This window comes from Wohlfahrtiimonas sp. G9077 (assembly GCF_002252155.1).
Classification (GTDB): domain Bacteria; phylum Pseudomonadota; class Gammaproteobacteria; order Cardiobacteriales; family Wohlfahrtiimonadaceae; genus Wohlfahrtiimonas.
Genome location: NZ_NEFD01000001.1, coordinates 451848 through 468288, shown reverse-complemented (window position 1 = coordinate 468288; position 16441 = coordinate 451848). Strand labels below are relative to the sequence as shown.

The following is a 16441-nucleotide window of genomic DNA, read 5'->3' as shown; positions in this document are numbered from 1 at the left end:
ATCAATGGATTATCTGCATGGCTCTGATCTTAAGGCAATTTTACATTCAAAACGCGCAAATCTTTATTACCTCGAACATTGTCGGGTGATGCAAAAAGATGGGCGCGTTTTGTATTTAACGGAAGCAAAAAAAGAGAATCAATATTGGAACATTCCGATTGCCAATACCACGGTGATTTTGCTTGGAACAGGCACATCGATCACGCAAGCGGCCATGAGAATGTTGGCGTCTGCCGGTGTTTTGGTGGGCTTTTGTGGCGGCGGTGGCACGCCGCTGTTTATGGGATCTGAAATCGAGTGGATGACGCCGCAATCAGAATATCGACCCACTGAATACATGCAAGGTTGGATGAAGTTTTGGTTTGAGGATCATCATCGCTTAATGGCCGCGAAAGATTTTCAGCGCGCCCGCATTGCTTTTATTCGGGCAGTTTGGTCAAAAGATCGTGATTTACAGGCAGAAGGCTTTCATGCCAATGATTGTGCGGTGGAAAAAGCATTGGGCGATTTTGAGGCGCGCTTGCCAAATCTCACTCGTGTGGGTGATGTGCTTTTAAGCGAAGCGCAAATGACCAAGCAATTGTATAAATACGCCGCAAAAAATTTAGCCTTGACGAGTTTTGCTCGCAATCCAGATGAGGGCGATTTGGCCAATGACTTTTTAAATCATGGCAACTATTTGGCTTATGGTTTGGCCGCTTGTTGTTTATGGGTGCTGGGCATTCCACATGGTTTTGCAGTGATGCATGGCAAAACGCGCCGCGGCGCTTTGGTTTTTGATGTGGCAGATCTTATTAAAGATGCTGTGGTGCTGCCTTGGGCATTTATTTGTGCAAAAGAGAACATGAAGGAACAAGAGTTTCGTCAGCAAGTTTTGCAAAAATTCACAGAGCATCAATGCCTTGATTACATGTTTAATGTGGTCAAATCCATGGCGCTCAAGGAGTGGCAAGCATGATTGTCACCTTCATCAGTCAATGTGAGAAAAAGGCATTGAGTCGCACTCGCCGTGTATTGGATGCTTATGCCAATCGCATTGGTGACAATGTTTGGCAAACGATCATCACGCAAGAAGGTTTGTTGATGGTTAAAAAGTTGTTGCGTAAAACGGCCTCAAAAAATACAGCCGTCAGCTGCCATTGGATCCGTTCCCGCCGCAGAAGTGAATTGTTATGGATTGTGGGCAATCGCAGCCGCTTTAATGACATGGGGTATGTGCCGGTGAATGCAACCAAACGGAAATTATTGGTGCGTGATTCAGAGAATGATTGGCCTTATCTAGATTTGATGAAGGGTTTGACGGCCATTGCAACATTGCTCCATGATTGGGGGAAATGCTCGGATCTTTTTCAGTCAAAACTGGTGACAACATCGCAGCATTTTAAGGGCGATCCAATCCGCCATGAATGGATTTCATGTTTATTGCTGCGGGCATTGGTGGCGCATTCAGGCGATGAGGCAACAGATGTTGCTTGGCTCACCTTGCTGCAAGAGGGCAATTGGCAAGAAAAAATACTGCAAAAAAAGATGGCGGCTTATTTAAAAGAGGGCACGTTCACAACGCTTGGGCCATTGCCGCCGATGGCACAAATGGTGGCTTGGTTGATGCTTTCTCATCATCGTTTGCCGGATTTACCGTTTGATGAAGCGTATGAAGAATTTTCAGAAGAGTACATGCCCTCTTTAGGGCAGCTTTTGAAAAAGGTGGCCGTGCATTGGCATTATCAAAATCAATATGATGACAGTTATGAGAAACGCCTGAAAAAATGTTTTCAGTTTAAAGAAGGTTTACTGCAATCATCGCCTGAATGGATGAGTGCATTGAAACGCTGGGCGCGCCGTTCGCTTGCGGTGCAGGATAAAATTGAAACGGTGATGAGCGATGGCAGCTGGCGCATCATCATTCAAAATGCTCGTTTGGCATTAATGCTTGCCGATCACTATGTTTCCTCACTGCCCAAAGAGACGTCGCCCCATAAAATTTGGCAACCACACACGCCATTGTTGGCCAATACAGATCGCACAACCCGCGCGCCTAAACAATATTTAGATGAGCACATTGTGGGCGTTTATCAGCAGGCACTTAAAGCCATGCAAGCGCTTAAGACATTAACACTTGAGATGCCACAAGCACATGATTTACGCGCACTGAAGCAGAAAAGCCCACCGAAGTTTGCCTGGCAAGATCAGGCGGTGAAAAAGATTTTGAGCCTTAAAAATAAGCGTGATGATCAAGCCATTGAAGGTTGGTTTGTGGTGAACATGGCCAGCACCGGCACCGGTAAAACGATTGCGAATGCCAAAATGATGCAGGCATTGTCCGATGATGGTGATGCATTGCGTTATGTGTTGGCATTAGGCTTGCGGACGCTGACATTGCAAACGGGGGATGCATATCGTGAACAGCTTGGCATGGCCAAAGATGAGCTGGCGGTATTGATTGGCTCAAAGGCGGTACAAGCCCTGCATGAACAGGTGAAATTAGAATCTGAGTCGCAAATGCCCACCTATGAGGCGGTGGGTTCTGAATCATTAGAGGCATTGTTAGAAGAGCCGGTTTTGTTTGAGGATCAATATTATCCCGATTTTTTAGAAAAACTCTTTCCACAGGATCAAGCCCGTAAAAGCCAAGCCTTTTTGTATAAACCTGTGTTGGTGTGCACCATTGATCACATGATGGCGGCGACTGAATCCACGCGTGGCGGCCGTCATTTATTGCCATATTTGCGCTTATTGTCCTCCGATTTGGTGATTGATGAAGTCGATGACTTTGGCATTGAGGATTTGATCCCAATTGCGCGCCTTGTCCATTTAGCTGGAATGCTTGGGCGCAAAGTGATGATTTCATCGGCCACCATTCCGCCCAGTTTAGCCGAAGGTTTATTCAATGCTTATCAAAAGGGTTGGCAGGCATTTTGTGCCTTTCGACAGCTGAAAAAAGCGCCGCTTTATGGCATGTGGGTGGATGAATTTAAGGCGGAAATTGTCAAAATGCCCATCATTTCAGATGCCACAGCATTGATGGCGCATTATCAACAATCGCATCAGTCCTTTATAGAAAAACGTGTGAGCCGTTTATCAGATGGGGTTGTCAAGCAATATGCCAACATCATTGAATGTGAGGATTTACTGAGTGATGATGGGGAAGATTCTCGCCAAGCACGCTATTTTGAGCGCATTCAACAGAGCATTTTGGCGCTGCATCACAATCATCATACGGTGGATGAGATGACTGGCAAACGTATCTCTTTTGGCGTTGTGCGGGTGGCGAACATTCCACCTTGCATTGCGTTGACGCGCCATTTATTGTCCGCAGATTGGCCAGATGCTGTGGCACCTCGCGTTTTGGCTTATCATTCGCGCCAAATTTTATTACTCAGAAGTGTGCAAGAGCGGCATTTAGATGCGGTGTTGTCCCGCAAAGAAAAGGCAGGGCAGATGGCCAAGGCCTTCAGCGATCCTGTGATTCGTCAGCACATCGATGGCACCGATGCACAAGATGTGATCTTTATTTTAGTGGCAACGCCGGTGGAAGAAGTGGGACGAGATCATGATTTTGATTGGGCTGTGATTGAGCCATCATCTTACCGTGCCATCATTCAGTTGGCCGGGCGGGTTCGTCGTCATCGCGCGCTAGAAACGGACATCACAGCGCCCAATATTGCATTGATGCAATACAATTTAAAGGGCATTCAGGGGAAAAAATTGGCTTTTGTGCGACCAGGTTTTGAACGGGATCAATCACGATTTCGTTTGGTCAATAAAGATTTGATGCAATTGATCAAACATGAGCAAGGCGCATTGCCGATCAACGCCATTGCTCGCATTCAAATGGATGAACAATTGACGCCGAATGCATCCCTTGCAGACCTTGAACATGCCCGCATTCAAGCAGCATTGACAGATTATGAAGAAACCGGCGCTAAACCTTTGCAAGGTTGGCTTGATGAAGTGTGGTTTTTAACCGGTTTACCGCAGCGTTTTTACCGTTTTCGAAGCAGTGAGCCCACCCTTCGTTTGTGTGCTGTGTATGAAAATGAGGCGATTCGTTTTAAAGAGCAAGATCAAGCAGGAGATTGGGTGGATCGCACAACGCATTATCAAATTGAACCGTTGTCATTGTCAGCGTTAGAAATGTCGCGTTTGTGGCTTGTGCGTGATTATCGTGCGGCATTATTGTCAACGGTGCATGACGAATGGATGGCCGATGAAGCATCTGCCTTACGACGTGCCTCTTTCTTATATGGTGAAATTTCATTGCCTGGCGCTGATGATGCATCGCGCCGCTATCATTACTCGGATCAATTGGGATTAATGGTGGCAAATAATGGCCAGTAGTAATTGAATATTGATGGGAATGTGATAGAGTAAAACTCTGCTGAAAAAGCAGCTTAGCGGTATTTGACAACAAAATAGATAAACAAATACAGGAAAAATAGAATGATAAAGTCCATTAATGAGTATTTAACCGGACGGCAAACCGATTGGTTGGAAAAGAAAATCAAAAATGCCAAAGAGGATCATGAGGCAATTGCGGCGTATCAGTTAGAGGCCAGCGATCGATTTCATCCAAAACATTGGGTGAGTGATGCTGCAAAGCGTGCAAAACAACTCTATATGACCACGCATCCTTGTAAATTTAGTCATCCGAGCTCAAAGAGTACGCCGATCATAGCAACGGCTAGCGCCCGCAATGACGGTTATGTGCGCACCGGCAATATTCACGCAGTGACGACTGCCGATGTATATGGCAATGCAGCAGCGCTGGATGTTTATAAATTTTTAATGCTGCCATTGACAGATGACTGCACGGTGATTGAAGGCTTTGAAACGCGTCATCCTTTGTTGGTGCAATACATTGAAAGTTTAGGGCTTGATTTTGATGAGATGGCCAAAGAATTTTTAGAGATCAAAGCCGATGATGGTGCATTGAAAACCGATGGGCTGTTAAAGCAAGTGTATTTCCCATTAGGGGATGATCATTACCATTTATTGTCTGTGCTCACATCTTCAAACACATTGCTGCGTGTGAAAACTGAGATTGATGAGATGCGTTTTTCTGAGTTTTCTAAAGCGGCGCGTAAAGCTCGACGTGAAGGCAAGTGGCATGAGCCGTATCAAGATCTCTTGGATTTAACCATGTTAAGCCATGGCGGCACCAAACCACAAAACATCAGCAGCATCAACAACCAAATGGCAGGCAAAGTCTATTTATTGCCTTCATTGCCACCGAAATTAACCAAGCGCACCGTGCGTTTACCAACGACAGATTTCTTTAAGCAGACGTTGTATTTGAAAAAAGAGCATGCACGTTTTAAAGCATTGCATCGCTTTGTGAAACAAGATTATAACACTCATGAAATACGGGCCATGATTGCGCGCATCATCAACGGCATCATCGATGCCATTTTACGTAAAGCGTATCAAGTGCGCGGATCGATGCCTGCAAAATGGAGTGAAGATGAGCATTATCAGAATCTGCCCAAGGTGCAAAAAATTTGGTTGGATGCTCAATACGCAAAAGAGCGCCAAGAGGATGATTGGCAGCAGGAGATTTCAAAAATCATCACCAAATGCATTGTCAGCGAGTATGAACTTGTCGATCGTGCCCATAAGTTGGATGAACCTGCCCGTAAAGCCATTCGCTTAGAGGTGATGGCATGTTTAGCGAATGATAAGGAGTTTTTCTGATGGCCAAACGATATTTTTTAAAAATTCCGCACCTGTCCATTCACAATGCCAATGCATTGAGTAGCCCCTTAACCATAGGCTTTCCCGCAATGACTGCATGGCTTGGGGCAATGCATGCATTAGAGCGCCATTTACGCACGCAACCTGAGTTAGACAGCGTCCGTTTAACGCAAATGGCCGTCAGTTGTCATGATTTTCTTTTACACACGTATAAAGGTCGTGGTGATTTTGTTCGCTCCATTGTTGGTACGGCCAATCCTTTAGATAAAACAGGCAGTCGCCCTGCATTTATTGAAGAGGCAAGATGTGATTTACGTGTCACGCTGTTGATGGAAGTCACCGGCGCCATCATCAAAAGCAGTGATGCACGTGCCGCATTGGTGAAAGCCTGTGATGCATATGTCATGCGCATGAAGTTTGCCAGTGGCGATGTCACATCTGTACACGCCTGTGAGCTCATTGACACTAAAGGTGAAGATGAAACGGCTGATTTGCGTCAATTGTCCCATGCATTAATGTTGGGCAATGTTTTGGTGGAAGCGCGCGATGTGATGATGGATGCAATGGCCGCAGCGCCAGATAAAGATGCCATTTCAGTTTTACTGGATCATTTAGCCGTCAAACATGAAGCTACGCCCCATGAACACAATGATGGCGCGCAATGGTCATCCTCTCGCCTTGGTGATCATGGCTGGCTGGTGCCGATCGCTGTTGGTTTCCAAGCATTGTCACCGGTGACAGAGCCCATTTTGTATCAGCGGGATGATCAAACGCCGCACCGTTTTGTGGAGAGCATTTTAACTTTGGGGCGATTTGTGATGCCGCATCGCTGTGAATCATTAGAAGCACTGTTTTGGTCTTATCATGTCGATGAGGAAAACGGGCTGTATCTTTGTCGTAATCAACAACAATAATCGTTTAATCAATCAATAAAAAAAGAGGAACAAAATATGTCTAAAAATGAAAAAATTAAAGTTGCGAGTGTGTTGTCTTTTGAGAAAAAATTGGTGCCATCGGATGCATTCTTTTATGGCACTTGTTGGAATGAGCGCGCAACCGCTGCGCCAACACCTTTATCATTGATTGAAAAATCTGTGCGCGGCACCATCTCCAATCGCTTAAAAGCGGCACTGGCCAAAGATACAACTAAATTGGATGCCGAGGTGGAAAAAGCCAACTTACAACGAGTGGATGCATGTGCATTGGGCGCGGATCAAGATACATTAAAAGTCTCTTTTACCCTCAAAATATTAAATGGTTTAGAGCAGCCATCTGCGTGTAACAATCAAGAGTTTTTAGCATCTTATCGTCAAATGGTGACGGAATATGTTCAGTCATTGGGTTTTGCAACGTTGGCCAAACGTTATGCGTACAACATCGCCAATGGCCGCTTTTTATGGCGCAACCGTGTGGGCGCAGAGCAGGTTGAAGTACATGTCACATTAAATGCCACTCATGAAGAGAAAAAAGAGAGATTGGTGTTTGATGCCAAGTCTTTATGCATCAATGATTTTCAAGAACCAGCCAATCCAGAGAGCGCAGCGCAGTTACAAAAATTGACCGATTACATTGCCAATGCGCTTGAACATTCAGGGGATCACTTTTTAATACAAGTGGATGCTTATGCTTTGATGGGTAAAGCGCAGGAAGTTTATCCAAGTGAAGAGTTGGTGCTGGATAAAAATGAGAGCAACAAAGAGAAAAAGAGCAAGATTTTATATGCCGTCAATGGCACAGCAGCAATGCACTCACAAAAAGTGGGCAATGCGCTTCGCACCATTGATACTTGGTATCCTGATTTTGCGGATCATCAAGTGCCGATTGCCATTGAACCTTATGGCGCGGTGACCAACTTAGGGCGCGCGTTTCGTACGCCAAAAGATAAAAATGATTTCTTCACGTTGTTTGACACTTATGCCACAGGCGGTGTGCTAGAGAATGATGAGCAAAAGCATTATGTGATGGCGGTGCTCATTCGTGGCGGCGTTTTTGGTCAAAGCGGGAAAGAGTAGGGGATCTACATGCATTTTTATCAAGAGATTACATTGATTATGCAAGAGGAGATGCCGCTCAGTCATATTCGTGATCAAGTGTTTAAGCAGCTGCATTTTGCATTGGTGAATATGCACAATCATCAGCAGCATAAAGGGATTGGATTGAGTTTTCCTGGGTATCAATTTATCCCGGAAAAGCACAAAATAGGGCTTGGCAAAAATCTGCGCATTTTTGCAAAAACTGAAGCGGAATTGATGGCCATGAACATTGGATTGTGCTTGATGCGTTTGAGTGATTATGTGCACATTTCTGCCATTAAACCGGTGCCTAAAGATGTGAAAAGCTATGCTGTTTATCAGCGTCATCAGGTTAAAAGTAGCATTGAGCGTTTAGCGCGCCGTTATGCAAAGCGCAACAATGTGACTTTTGAGGATGCAGTTACACATTTTAAAGATAAACAGCCAAAGTACAGTGATTTGCCTTACGTGAAAATGAGCAGTGAAAGCACGGATCAACGTTTTAAATTGTTGATTCATAAGAATCCTGTTTCATCACCAACGGAGGCCGCTCATTTCACAACTTATGGTTTGAGTGCTGGAGATTCATTGTCCACCGTTCCTGAATTTTAACCAATGTTTTTTGCTCTTTAAAAATTTGGATAAAAATCAGTAGCTTATTAAATAAGGAAAAATCATTGGTTGTTTTAGGCAAAATACCTTCGATCAGTGATTTTTCCTATCTTTTGTGCCGAAATTTTATTGTTCACTGCCGCATAGGCAGCTTAGAAATGAAAAATATCCTCATTTCTATTATCATCTGCGTTCACTGCCGCATAGGCAGCTTAGAAATCTCTCGTTAGCTCAACTGTGTGAGTTAATTTGTTCACTGCCGCATAGGCAGCTTAGAAAGCTTGAGCCTGTAGTCTTGGATCATCTTCTGAGTTCACTGCCGCATAGGCAGCTTAGAAAACATTGGTGATCATCCGTATCTATCAAAATTTGTTCACTGCCGCATAGGCAGCTTAGAAAAAGTGGCAGTTGCTGGCATTGATGTGATGACAGTTCACTGCCGCATAGGCAGCTTAGAAAAGCGTATGAAATAGCTAATAATTCATGAACGAGTTCACTGCCGCATAGGCAGCTTAGAAATCGCCGTACTTCTTGATCTCCTCATTGATTGCGTTCACTGCCGCATAGGCAGCTTAGAAAACAAAGCAATAAAGAACCCAATGCAAAGCGTAGTTCACTGCCGCATAGGCAGCTTAGAAAATGCATTAGCCTCTCTTTTTGTGTCAAAAGTTGTTCACTGCCGCATAGGCAGCTTAGAAATGCGTATAGCGTTCTGCCTTTAACGCAGTTGAGTTCACTGCCGCATAGGCAGCTTAGAAATGCTGACTGAATCACTCAAAAACGCTGGTAAAGTTCACTGCCGCATAGGCAGCTTAGAAAATCTTTGCGGACTAAAAATAATTGCCCATCAAGTTCACTGCCGCATAGGCAGCTTAGAAAGATTACGCCTGCCTTCAAGCCGCGCGTTACTTGTTCACTGCCGCATAGGCAGCTTAGAAACGTCTGCAATGAACTCATGACGTTGCTCTGAAGTTCACTGCCGCATAGGCAGCTTAGAAAGAGCATCTTCGAGAATTGAGGGAGGAATATGAGTTCACTGCCGCATAGGCAGCTTAGAAAATTGAATATCATACACCTAGTGAGATGCGCAAGTTCACTGCCGCATAGGCAGCTTAGAAAGCCGAGGTCAGAAACTTTAAAAACAATAAATCGTTCACTGCCGCATAGGCAGCTTAGAAAAACCGTCTTGAGCATACCAATCCGCCTCACCCGTTCACTGCCGCATAGGCAGCTTAGAAAGAATGCCAAAGTTGAGCGCACAGACGGGCAGCGTTCACTGCCGCATAGGCAGCTTAGAAAGTAGAAGGATGGGTAATGATGGAAGGAAAAAAGTTCACTGCCGCATAGGCAGCTTAGAAATGCTTGTACTCCGCTATGCGTATGACCCGAGCGTTCACTGCCGCATAGGCAGCTTAGAAAAATCAGCAATCCTTTGTTAATATCAAACTCTTGTTCACTGCCGCATAGGCAGCTTAGAAATGCGACTGCTTGCATCATCGCGCCTGTATCGAGTTCACTGCCGCATAGGCAGCTTAGAAAAATAAGAGAAACGCTAAGTAAAGCCCATGTCAGTTCACTGCCGCATAGGCAGCTTAGAAATATTACGCCAGTCGCGCGTAAAGTCGAATTAGGTTCACTGCCGCATAGGCAGCTTAGAAAACCCAATGCAGCCATTCCAAGCACAACGCTACGTTCACTGCCGCATAGGCAGCTTAGAAAGTTGGGTACTAAATAATGTTTGCATGTTCAAAGTTCACTGCCGCATAGGCAGCTTAGAAATCTTCGGCGTGTTGGATGGTTGCAGCGAATATGTTCACTGCCGCATAGGCAGCTTAGAAAACCTTTAAATATTCAATATGACGAATCGACGGGTTCACTGCCGCATAGGCAGCTTAGAAAACAAAAACGCGCGCCGTATCCATAGCGATTCGGTTCACTGCCGCATAGGCAGCTTAGAAATAAACCAAAATCCAATTGAACGCGAACTTGTGGTTCACTGCCGCATAGGCAGCTTAGAAAAATGGAATGATTCAGCTCAAAAATTTAGGTGTGTTCACTGCCGCATAGGCAGCTTAGAAATTTGGTGGCAATCGTTTCAACCAAACCCGTGGGTTCACTGCCGCATAGGCAGCTTAGAAAACCCAATGCAGCCATTCCAAGCACAACGCTACGTTCACTGCCGCATAGGCAGCTTAGAAAGCGTGCGCGCATGATAGAGCTGACAAATCGCTGTTCACTGCCGCATAGGCAGCTTAGAAAGAACTCATGAACAGCTAGTAATTCAGCATTTGGTTCACTGCCGCACAGGCAGCTTAGAAATGTTTTGACGCCGACATCTATTCCAATATTAAGTTCACTGCCGCACAGGAAGTTTTGGTATTAAATTAAGCTATTGATTTTTATCTAAAAAATAAGGGTATATTTTTAATATACCCTTATATGTACCTTTATTTCTGAGAATCAACCCATTTTTTTATATCAGACAATCTCCAGCGTGAAGATGTACCAAATTTTATTGGGGCAGGGAATCGCCCCTTTTGAATGGCTTCATAGATCCATTTCTTATTAAACCCTATGATATTTGATACATCTGAGATTCTTAAAAATCGGTCTGTCTCCAAAGGCTCATCTTCAGAATTTAATTGATAGATGATATTTTGTACCATTGCTTCAATGTTTTCAATTCTCTTTGAGGCATTTGGATCGAGTTGTACTTGAATCGTTGTCATATACTCTCCAATCAATAATTTTTAGGCAAACAGCTCAATTTGTGATTGTTTGAGCAATTTTTCTTGTTGTTCTTTAGCAGATATTTCTGCTAATCGTTTTGCTTGGTTACCACTTACAACATCAACAAGGTGAGCAAAGTTTACAGAGGTCAATGGGTAAATTTTAGCGTTCCACTTTTTCATTATTTCTTGTTTTAAATCTTCAGATAAAGAAAAATAAATACGTCGTGCAGCTCTCCAACGCTTAGCATGACGATCTCTTAATTTTTGATCGTATTCAATATGAGCTAAAATACGTCTTTTCTTTTCATCATCTAGAGAAAGAACATTTTTTGAGATCTCTAATACTGGTGCCAATAAAGGCATTTTTTTTAGATCTTTTTTAAAGTCACGTGTTGGTTTATTCAAAAAAGATCTTTCTTTGCCTGCTGTCCATTCATATTGATGTCTTAAACGTTTTTCAAAGATCATAACTACTCTAATCCTAAAATGGTATGTCATCATCAAACTGATCAAAGGCGTTATTCATAACATTTTGCATGTCATATTCATTTAAGCCGTTGGTGGATTGCGCATTGGAATATGTACGTGAATTGCTGTTATGTTGTTCGCTGCCATTACCGTTATTTTTACGGTCTAACATTTGTAATGTTCCCGTAATGTTCACAACGACTTCTGTGGTATAGCGGTCTTGGCCATTGTGGTCAGTCCATTTACGCGTTTGCAATTGTCCTTCGATGTATACCAAAGATCCTTTGCGTAAATATTGTTGTGCCACTTCCGCTAATCTGCCAAAAACGACAACTCTATGCCATTCAGTTCGTGTTTGCTGTTGATTGGTTTGTCGATCCTTCCAGCTCTCAGAGGTTGCAATTGTCATGTTTGCAACGGGATTGCCGTTTGGCATGTATTTGAGTTCTGGATCATTTCCTAAATGACCCAGGAGAATGACTTTATTGATACCTCTAGCCATTTGTGACCTCTTTGCTTAATTCGTGTAACTCATGTTCAACTCTTTTAATATCTTTAATCAGCGCTGCGTATGCTGGTGATCCGACCATGTGCATCATTTTGTTACGGCGTTGATAAAGTTTGTGTCGTAAGATCTCTAATTCTTTAATGGATTTCATTTTTAAGAGCCTCCTCTTCAATATTCACTTTGTTTCTGATCTGATTAAGCGCGTACATAACTTGATCCTTTGTGGATATGCCAATATGAATGGGTGTCATATTTTTGATGTCATTTTCTAAAATGAATTCAATAGCTTTCTGTACGCTTAAGTGTGTATTCATTGCTCTAGTCATGTGGGTAAACTCGCCATTCTGTCTAGCTGTTTCTATCAGCTGCAATGCTGCAATTTCACAATGATTGCACTCAATGCTTGCGCTGGTATAGTTTCGTGCCGTAATGCCTTCTAGTGTGACTGTGTCAGTAATGTGAAAATGCTTAATGCTTTTGTACATGATTCGATAACCAACATTCTCAACATCGTGATAAGCCATAACAGGACTAACCTTGTATTCCCCAATCTGATAAACCTTGCCGACTTCAATAGGCACAAAATTATCAATACCAATCGTTTGAAGTCTTTCGCACAAATAAGGCAGGGCATAGAACGTCACATCATGATTAGTTGAGAGCTTTCTAATAGTGCTATTGTTGAAATGATCGCCGTGACAGTGAGTCAATAGCACGTTTGGCTTTACATGGTCTTTGATTTTTGAATATGGCAATCCGCAATCGATCATGAGCTCCCCAAAGAGGAAGCAGTTGCCGCTGCTTCCCGTTTCAATCACTTTAAATGTCATTGAAATTAACCTCTTTGGCTTCTGACTCAACTACATTTTCAAAGGCATCATTTTGCGCTTTGATTTGCGGTAGGGTTGGTGGTGTACTACTGAAATCAACGTCTGTATCAGTATCCCCATAAGCACGCGCTGCTTCACTGCTACCAAAGTCTAACGAGATATTTTTCATTGCTTTTCTGATTGCAGTTTTTCGCCACATTTCATCTTCCCATCGGTTCCATGGTGAATTTGGGTATCCGGCAGACTTCGAAACGCTTTTGATCTTGTTGATTTCTTCAACGTTCACAAATTCGGTTTGTTGCACACCGCTTTTGTAAACGACTGTGCAATATGCCCCCTTTTTGGCACCACGATCCACATCAAATGGATCAAAGGTGTGTACAAAGTGACCCAACTCATTGAAGTGATATTCATCATTCTCATACACAACTCGCGCGAAAATCTCACGAATTGGATCAACGCTATATTTACGGGCTAATTTAATTTCACCTCTGTAATCCTTTAATATCGTTAGCTCAATCTGCTGATCAGCGCGTCCTCTGTTTTTAATGAAAGGAACGATGTAGCACTCGCGATTAAGCATATCCAAACCAAGCGCAATAAAGTTATAGACAATTTGAGCGATTCTGACAGGTTCAATTTTCGCAATCTCCAACAATGATGGATTGCGCTCTATGTGAACCAAGGCATTTATTTTTAATAACTCTGCGTTCACACCTTCAGGAAATACGGAAATACTTTTTTTAATCATTCCGCTTAAAACGCCTTTTAATCTCTCTTCACCTTGTACCTCTGGTGTGTTTTGCACTTGATTACTCATATCTAATACCTCTTTCTTCCATGAATTGTTTTAAATCTCTAATCTGTTGTTTTGTTGCAATGATTTTGAATGAAGTCTTATAAAGCTCAGTATCTGCAACGACTTCGGTAGCTTCTTTAGGTTCTTCAATTGCTGGTGGTGCTTCTTGCTGAATGACTTCCTTTTCTTTTTCAGCTGCCTCAATCTGATTTTCTCGCTCAATTGCAATGTTTACTGAAGAGATGGCAGCGTTTAAATCTAAGCTCATTTGATATTGAGCTAATACACGCTCTTTGTGCTGTAATGTCTTAATTGTCTCAATATCAGAGCTAATTTGATTGATGCGAGCGCCAATTTGCTCTTTGATTGATTTATCGCTTGCTGATCTGGTGATTTTCAATCCAAGTTGCTCAAAATTCACAAAATCAAATGGATTATTCTCAGAAAAGAACGCTTTTAAGCCATCGATTTTCTCGTTTAAAATGCCTGACTCAACTGTTGTGATCTTGCTCTTCAATTGGTCGTCAGCATTTTTGAAGTTAATAGTGATGAATGATTTATATTGCGCTTCAAAATCTTCATACGGCTTCAAAACAGTGTCTTTGATAAACTTGCGACGATCTTCAAAGTCTTTGAATTGATTATTTAATGCCGCCCTCATTGATTTCAAAACAGATAGATTAGCCTCTGTTGCTTCGATGCTATCAATGCCAATGCTAGCAATTTTTTCTTTAACTAATTCACCAATACATTCAAGTTTTGAGTACTCAATAATTGGCTTCTGCGCAATTGTGGGCAAGTTTTGACTTAATGCTTCATTCATAACTAATCCCCTAATAAAGCTTCTAAATCTTCGATAACATCGCCAAGGGTGTCAGCGATCGTTGTTAAATATGTTTTCGCACAGTTGTCAGTTGCTTGTTCTGCCATCTCTTTGTGCTCTTTTTGCGTAGTTTTATACGTTTCAATGATGTTTTTAATTGAGCCCTTATCAATCATGATTAGTACCCCAATGCCTTCAGAATTGAACGCTCAGTTCTAAAAACTTTGTAGAGCGTATCCGTTGATTGATAGACCTCTTTGCCATTAATAACTTTGTAGATATCAAATGTTGTTGTTTTACCGTCGTTTGTGATGTTTTTGATTTTGATCATGATATTTCCTTGATTACTCATAAAGTTTTTTACACTCTGAGCAAAGGCATCTTTCTATATAGCCTTCCTCGTCAATCTCGGCTCTGTACTCTGGTACATCTGCGCCACACTCAACGCATTGTGGGATGTCATAGTACGGGTCACCATAATTCGGATGTATTTCAAAATTCATTGCTTCACCTCACAATTTTTTGCGTATCCATTGCGAAACCACCAAATTCCATCTGAGAAACCAGTTACCATTTCTGGGGCAACATGCTTGCCATTGCAGATCAGTAGTTTTTTGCCTGTTTGGATGTCCTTTAATAGGGCATCATCAAAGGCAAAGTGAAAAGCTATGGCAGTAAGGGCTGGAATTATTAGGTACTTCATAATTCACCTCGTTGTTTCTTATTACAAGATAAATTATTACTTATGTAACATTGTGTGTCAATACTTATGTAACAATTTAATGTAATTATTTTGAGTTTTAGTGCGTTTATGTAACAAAAATAATTACTTATGAGGTAGGTTTTTTATAGAGTAATTGTTATTTTATGTATTTTGGGTAATAAAAAACCACCCGAAGGTGGTTGTGTTTCATATCTATTATTCAAGCATTCGCCATATGGCTATTGGCGTAATTCCGAATTCACTTTCCTTTCTTCCCATAAAAGTTCTTACAGCGACGCCCATTACATTGAGGGCGGATAACATGTCATTGTCATCATCAGGATAATCTCCAATGTCTTCATTATCATTATATGGTTTAGCATCAAGTATTCCGAGTACATTCCATTTGCCACGCAACGCAGCACCATGTTTAAGAGCATATCCGAAGGAATGGCCAATTAAATGCTGTTTTTCCAAAGCAGCCCACACAGTATTGCCATTTTCGTCTTTAATCTTAAAACTCATTAAAGGAGGCATTGTTTCGAGCATATTAACAATCATTTTACCTTCATCAGATAAATCTTTCTTTTTTGGCTTTATTCCCTTAGATATGTTGGTATTTTTTTCATGCATCTTCATGAGATTTTCCCATGAAGAGGCTAGCATTGACAGGTCATACATCTTGGCATTTCCTGAAATGTAGATGATTTGCCCATAATTAGTGTTTTCAATATCAAGGCTAATTAGATTTTTAGCGTTCATCATTTCAATAGTTCTAAATGGCAATGATTCCATGTGATCAAAAGTATGCGTTAAGCTGCCATTTTTTGTTGTTTTGCTTTCACTTGATAGGTCTGCGAAAGGATTCTTTCCCGTTCCAAATTTTTGAGTCTTATTGGTTGCTGTCGTTTCAGAAGTTGTAATGGCATTTAAAAGACCAAGATCGTCAAGTTGAGAGCAATATGATTTTAATTTGCCAAGATCAACATACATGAAATCATAAAGGGAGTCTTTTTCGTGCTGGTCGTTTTCTTGCATTTTCTATATCCTTTTCAACTTTTTTAAATTTTTTATCATGAGCTGCATTTTGTTCATCAATTTGAGAAATAAAACAGGACATAGCTGATTTTCCACTGAATTTAGAAGGAACTAAAGATTTAAAGAGCTTTGATAAGCTTTTATTTTCTTTCATTTTCAACCTCTTTAAATATCAATAGACAATGTGGCTATTATACTGACATATATCTCAATGTTCAAAATATA

17 protein-coding genes and 1 CRISPR repeat array are annotated in these 16441 nt (G+C 42.0%); of the genes, 6 read left to right on the top strand and 11 right to left on the bottom strand.

Annotation, left to right across the window (positions count from 1 at the left end; all coding sequences use genetic code 11):
- Positions 1 to 4 precede the first annotated feature (4 nt).
- From cas1f to cas6f, 6 genes are all read left to right on the top strand, one after another.
- On the top strand, positions 5 to 958 hold the full coding sequence (gene cas1f, locus B9T20_RS02215; RefSeq protein WP_094489617.1) for a type I-F CRISPR-associated endonuclease Cas1f: 954 nt from the start codon (positions 5 to 7) through the stop codon (positions 956 to 958).
- On the top strand, positions 955 to 4338 hold the full coding sequence (gene cas3f, locus B9T20_RS02210) for a type I-F CRISPR-associated helicase Cas3f (protein ID WP_094489616.1): 3384 nt from the start codon (positions 955 to 957) through the stop codon (positions 4336 to 4338). Before cas1f ends, cas3f begins: the two co-directional genes overlap by 4 nt.
- Positions 4339 to 4440: 102 nt before the next feature.
- The gene (gene csy1, locus B9T20_RS02205; RefSeq protein WP_094489615.1) at positions 4441 to 5691 is read left to right on the top strand and encodes a type I-F CRISPR-associated protein Csy1; all 1251 of its coding nucleotides are present in this window, start codon (positions 4441 to 4443) and stop codon (positions 5689 to 5691) included.
- On the top strand, positions 5691 to 6605 hold the full coding sequence (gene csy2 / locus B9T20_RS02200; protein ID WP_094489614.1) for a type I-F CRISPR-associated protein Csy2: 915 nt from the start codon (positions 5691 to 5693) through the stop codon (positions 6603 to 6605). The genes csy1 and csy2 overlap by 1 nt, the downstream gene beginning before the upstream one ends.
- Before the next feature lie 36 nt (positions 6606 to 6641).
- Complete coding sequence (csy3, locus tag B9T20_RS02195) at positions 6642 to 7703, top strand: type I-F CRISPR-associated protein Csy3 (protein ID WP_094489613.1); 1062 nt, start codon at positions 6642 to 6644, stop codon at positions 7701 to 7703.
- A 9-nt stretch (positions 7704 to 7712) separates the two neighbouring features.
- The gene (gene cas6f / locus B9T20_RS02190) at positions 7713 to 8315 is read left to right on the top strand and encodes a type I-F CRISPR-associated endoribonuclease Cas6/Csy4 (protein ID WP_094489612.1); all 603 of its coding nucleotides are present in this window, start codon (positions 7713 to 7715) and stop codon (positions 8313 to 8315) included.
- Between the two features lie 131 nt (positions 8316 to 8446).
- Positions 8447 to 10694: direct repeats of the CRISPR family, unit length 28 nt; unit sequence GTTCACTGCCGCATAGGCAGCTTAGAAA.
- A 68-nt stretch (positions 10695 to 10762) separates the two neighbouring features.
- Here cas6f and B9T20_RS02185 read toward each other — a convergent pair.
- The 11 genes from B9T20_RS02185 to B9T20_RS10070 form a co-directional block, all read right to left on the bottom strand.
- Positions 10763 to 11044: an AlpA family transcriptional regulator gene (locus B9T20_RS02185; protein WP_094489611.1), complete on the bottom strand. Its 282-nt coding sequence runs from the start codon at positions 11042 to 11044 to the stop codon at positions 10763 to 10765.
- A gap of 21 nt (positions 11045 to 11065) precedes the next feature.
- Entirely contained in the window at positions 11066 to 11515 is a 450-nt protein-coding gene (locus B9T20_RS02180) for a hypothetical protein (protein ID WP_094489610.1), read from the bottom strand.
- Positions 11516 to 11528: 13 nt separating this feature from the next.
- Entirely contained in the window at positions 11529 to 12017 is a 489-nt protein-coding gene (ssb, locus tag B9T20_RS02175; RefSeq protein WP_094489609.1) for a single-stranded DNA-binding protein, read from the bottom strand.
- A 143-nt stretch (positions 12018 to 12160) separates the two neighbouring features.
- Entirely contained in the window at positions 12161 to 12853 is a 693-nt protein-coding gene (locus B9T20_RS02170; RefSeq protein ID WP_094489608.1) for an MBL fold metallo-hydrolase, read from the bottom strand.
- Positions 12843 to 13673: a RecT family recombinase gene (locus B9T20_RS02165; protein WP_094489607.1), complete on the bottom strand. Its 831-nt coding sequence runs from the start codon at positions 13671 to 13673 to the stop codon at positions 12843 to 12845. The genes B9T20_RS02170 and B9T20_RS02165 overlap by 11 nt, the downstream gene beginning before the upstream one ends.
- Entirely contained in the window at positions 13666 to 14475 is an 810-nt protein-coding gene (locus tag B9T20_RS02160) for a DUF1351 domain-containing protein (RefSeq protein ID WP_094489606.1), read from the bottom strand. The genes B9T20_RS02165 and B9T20_RS02160 overlap by 8 nt, the downstream gene beginning before the upstream one ends.
- 2 nt (positions 14476 to 14477) lie before the next feature.
- Positions 14478 to 14651, bottom strand: coding sequence for a hypothetical protein (locus B9T20_RS10125; protein WP_158520520.1), 174 nt, complete (start codon positions 14649 to 14651; stop codon positions 14478 to 14480).
- 2 nt (positions 14652 to 14653) lie between these two features.
- Positions 14654 to 14806 (bottom strand): hypothetical protein, encoded by a 153-nt coding sequence (locus tag B9T20_RS10120; RefSeq protein ID WP_158520518.1) that lies wholly within the window; start codon positions 14804 to 14806, stop codon positions 14654 to 14656.
- Between the two features lie 168 nt (positions 14807 to 14974).
- On the bottom strand, positions 14975 to 15178 hold the full coding sequence (locus B9T20_RS10115) for a hypothetical protein (RefSeq protein ID WP_063454798.1): 204 nt from the start codon (positions 15176 to 15178) through the stop codon (positions 14975 to 14977).
- A gap of 216 nt (positions 15179 to 15394) precedes the next feature.
- Positions 15395 to 16216 carry a hypothetical protein gene (locus B9T20_RS02150; RefSeq protein ID WP_094489605.1) on the bottom strand — a complete coding sequence of 274 codons (822 nt, stop codon included), beginning with the start codon at positions 16214 to 16216 and terminating at the stop codon, positions 15395 to 15397.
- On the bottom strand, positions 16176 to 16370 hold the full coding sequence (locus B9T20_RS10070; protein WP_094537107.1) for a hypothetical protein: 195 nt from the start codon (positions 16368 to 16370) through the stop codon (positions 16176 to 16178). Before B9T20_RS10070 ends, B9T20_RS02150 begins: the two co-directional genes overlap by 41 nt.
- Positions 16371 to 16441 lie beyond the last annotated feature (71 nt).